This is a genomic window from Pirellulales bacterium (assembly GCA_035533075.1).
Classification (GTDB): domain Bacteria; phylum Planctomycetota; class Planctomycetia; order Pirellulales; family JAICIG01; genus DASSFG01.
On sequence record DATLUO010000258.1, the window covers coordinates 1 to 3,859 of the forward strand.

A 3,859-nucleotide genomic window follows, 5' to 3' on the forward strand; every position below is an offset into this window, starting at 1 on the left:
TTCCTCTCGGCTGGATCCCTTCCCTCGTTCGACTCCGCGGGTGCTATAGTGCCACCGTTGTTCGTCGTTGTCGCAGGTACTACGGACCCATGTGACTTCCCATCGGCGTGCATGTCCGCCTTGCCGTCGGAGACGTTCGCGAACCGTTCCGATTCGGCTGAATCGGAAACCAATGGGATCTCCCGGTTCTCGCGATTGGAATGTTGTCGCATGCTCAGGTTCTCAGACTCCGCCGTGCCCGCGTGCGTCTCGCCGATGACGACGCCCGTGACGTGGCCTTCCCCCTGTCAGGACAAGGTCGGCACACGGAAGTGGTGATTTCGGAGCTCAATGGCTGGCCTGCTAAACCCTCATGGCGGACGCTCAGACCGAACCCGTTGCCGTATCCAGCCCTCCCGTTGGAGGCCGAAGCGACTGGCTAAGTCTTCTTCGTAGGACTTTTTCATTCCCAATTCCAATCCGGTTTATCCCGGCACACCTTATCCCCTTTGTGCGCCCCCCTTTGTGCGCCGCGAGTTTCATCCCCATCGGGGTTTAGGGCCGACGGTTTGGCCATGATTGTGCGGACGCCGTGCAGCGGCTAGCATCACGCCTCTGCTGTTGAATCCGTCCACACCTATTATTACCTTGGCCGGACCTGAATTATGGACAATGAGACCATCCTTCTCGTCGATCTTTCCGCGTGTCTGCTGGCGGCGCTCGTTCTGGGCCTCGCGGCGCAACGCTTGAAGCTCTCGCCGATCGTCGGCTATTTGCTGGCGGGCGTGGCCGTCGGGCCACAAACGCCCGGCTTCGTCGCCGATCAGGCCATCGCCGCGCAGTTCGCCGAAATCGGCATCATTCTTTTGATGTTCGGGGTCGGGCTGCACTTGAATCTCCGCGACCTGCTGGCGGTGCGGCGCGTGGCCTTGCTCGGCGCGATGAGCCAGATGTTCGTCGCCATGCTGCTGGCGGCGGCGGCGCTGACGCTGGGTTTCAGTCGCGGCGCGGCGGTCGTCATGGGGCTGGGGGTTTCGGTGGCCAGCACGGTCGTCGTTACACGCGTGCTCGACGACAACGATGCGCTGCAGACCGAGGAAGGGCATATCGCGGTCGGCTGGCTCATTGTGCAAGACATTTTTACCGTCTTGGCGCTGGTCATGCTCCCGGCGATCGCACCCCCGGCCCCAGCGGGCCAGCGCACGGATCTCGGCCTGCTGCCATCGCTCGTTCTGGCGGTTGTGAAAGTCGCAGTGCTGATCGCGATCGTGCTGTGGGCCGGCAAAAAAGTGATTCCGCGATTGCTGGAGCGGGTGGCGCGCACCCGTACGCGCGAATTGTTCACGCTGGCCATACTCGCGGTCGCGCTGGCCATTGCCAGCGGTTCGGCGTGGCTGTTCGGGGTATCGATGGCGTTGGGCGCGTTCTTGGCCGGCATGGTGGTGGGCCAGTCGGCCGTCAGCCATCAGGCCGCGGCCGACGCCTTGCCGATGCGCGACGCCTTCGCCGTGCTCTTTTTCGTCTCCATCGGAATGCTCTTCGATCCGGCCACGGTCTTCGACAACCCGCTGCTGTTCGTCAGCCTGCTGCTGGTGATTCTCGTCGCGAACCCTTTGACGGCCATGACACTGGTGTGGGCCTTGGGATACTCGGTCCACACGGCACTGACCGTCGCCGTCGCGATCGCTCAGATCGGTGAGTTCTCGTTCATCCTGGCGGCGCTGGCGACGGAACAGAGCCTGCTTCCGGTCGAGGGTCAAAGCCTTCTCGTGACCTGCTCGATGGTGACCATTTCGCTCAATCCGTTGCTTTTCCGCGGCATCAGGCCCTTGGAGGGTTGGTTGCGGCGGCGACCGAGGATGTGGGCTTTGCTCACGCGGCGCAGCGAATCGAAAGCCCGGCGGCTTGCGCACCCGCCGCTCGTGCCGGATGATTCCCCGCGGCGGCCGCGGGCGGTTATTGTCGGATACGGTCCCGTCGGGCAAACGGCTTCGGCGATCTTGAAAGAATTCGGCATGGCGCCCGTCATCATCGACCTCAATATCGATACGATCACCCGCCTGGCCGCCGCCGGAGAGGCGGCTGTTTATGGCGATGCCGCCCACCGCGATATTTTGATGGCGGCCGGCATCGCGTCAGCCGAGTACCTGCTGGTTACCACGCCCGACCCGCACACGCGCACGGTGACCGTCATCGTCGCGCGCGAGCTGAACCCCGCCGTGAAGGTCTTCGTGCGGGCACGTTATCTGGGAGAACGCGCATGGCTGGAAGAAATCGGCACGACGGAGGCTTGCTTTGAGGAGGCGGAGGCGGCGATCGGCCTGGCGACCTTGTTGCTGCGTGAGATGGGGGCCGATGAAGAGCGCCTCCGCCGGGAGCTTCGTCGCACGCGCACCCGGCTGGCCTTTCACGCGCTGGCCGACGCGAAGGCCTGACCCAACTCGACAGTTACCTCTGACCAATGCAACCCCCGGCTGAAGATTTTTTGTGGGAAACGATCATTCGGCGGAAATTGGTGCGGGCGGGTGCTATGTTGTAGTTAGGAGCAGAGCAAGACACCCATCGTTTACGCACGCGAACGGGGACGAAGCGAACGGGGACGAAGCAAACGTGGTGAGCGATCCGGCTGCGGCGCGCGGTTGGCCCGGCTCCGCTGCGCCCCGCAGCCTAGAACGCGCAGCAAGACACCCAGCCTTTTTCCCTGTGCCCTACAAGCCGTCCTCTGACCGGCTTTTGAGCGCAGCGCGAGGCTGAATACTGCCGAATGAGGCGCGGGAGGAGGGCTGATATACTCCGGGCACGCGAAGAACTCACGCAAACGGCGAGAGGCGCGCGGGATCCATCTGTCGAGACGCTGGTTGGGGCGCGAGGCGTTCAGCGAAAAGCGAGATCGGCGAAGCGAAGGCCCTGGAACCAATACCTCCCCGACCGCCCGGCACGCGCCGCCATGCTTGACACTCGCCCCACCGCGCGGTGGAACCATCGACCGAAGCAAGTGATCGTGTCGAGCCAGGTCTCGGCGTTGATCGCCAGTCGCTCGAGAATCGGCCGTAACTCCGCGGGCACCGCACCTCGCTTGTCTGAGCGGATCTGCCGCCCGGTCCAATCGAGCAAGGTCAGATAATCGTCGAGCGACAGCGGCAAGAAACCCCGGTCCGACGCGCGGGCCACCGTGCTTGGCGCGGCAGCGTCGCGCGCGGACGGGCCTGCATCGCCGTCCGGGACAGGACTCAACCAGGCGTCACGCGCAGTGCGCGCGGGAGAGGCCCCGCTGGCGGAAGGCATGCCGGCCGCGGCGGCCTGTCGTGCCGCGATGCGTTCAAAAGCGGCGGTGAAATGCGACGCCTCCGGCGTCTCGGCGATCTTGGCCCGAATCGGGTTCAGGTCGATATAAATGCTGCACGCCAACACGGCGGATTCGTCGAGAAGAGCCTGGCTTTTGAAACGCCCTTCCCAGAAGCGTCCGCTGACGCGGTCTTCGCGATTGGCCCGCCGGGCGATCGGCTCGCACAGCGACCGCATCAACCAAGAGATGCTCGACAGCCTCCGGCGATGCTCGGCCAGCGCATCGCTGTCGGCCAGCAGACCGGCAATTTCCTGCGGCCCAGGCTCGGCCGGCGAGCCGTCTTCGTTGCGTCGCAAGGGGTGCAGCCGCCACCAGCGCAAAGCGACTTCTTCGTCGCTGAAATCAGCGGCCAGCTCGGGGCGGTTCCGCAGCAACAGGTGGATGTGGTTCGACATAACGAATCATTCATAGTGCTTACCTTTCTTGATTGTATTCAAAGATCATTGTTGAGCTAGCTTGGCTAGAGAGACTCGCCTTGGCTGCTGTCCGTGGGCCAGGCGGGCTGCCCCGTCGGCGTCCGAAGTTCGCTTGGGA

The 3,859-nt window shown here is 63.9% G+C and carries 3 protein-coding genes; 1 reads left to right on the forward strand and 2 read right to left on the reverse strand.

Translation table 11 applies throughout. The features are described from left to right. On the reverse strand, positions 1-212 hold a 212-nt coding region (locus tag VNH11_32330), incomplete at its 3' end, for a hypothetical protein (GenBank protein HVA51073.1). Positions 213-644: 432 nt separating this feature from the next. Here VNH11_32330 and VNH11_32335 point away from each other — a divergent pair. Next, positions 645-2,414 (forward strand): cation:proton antiporter, encoded by a 1,770-nt coding sequence (locus VNH11_32335; GenBank protein HVA51074.1) that lies wholly within the window; start codon positions 645-647, stop codon positions 2,412-2,414. Between the two features lie 439 nt (positions 2,415-2,853). On the opposite strand, the gene VNH11_32340 is transcribed toward VNH11_32335, so the two are convergent. Next, the gene (locus tag VNH11_32340) at positions 2,854-3,720 is read right to left on the reverse strand and encodes a hypothetical protein (protein HVA51075.1); all 867 of its coding nucleotides are present in this window, start codon (positions 3,718-3,720) and stop codon (positions 2,854-2,856) included. Positions 3,721-3,859 lie beyond the last annotated feature (139 nt).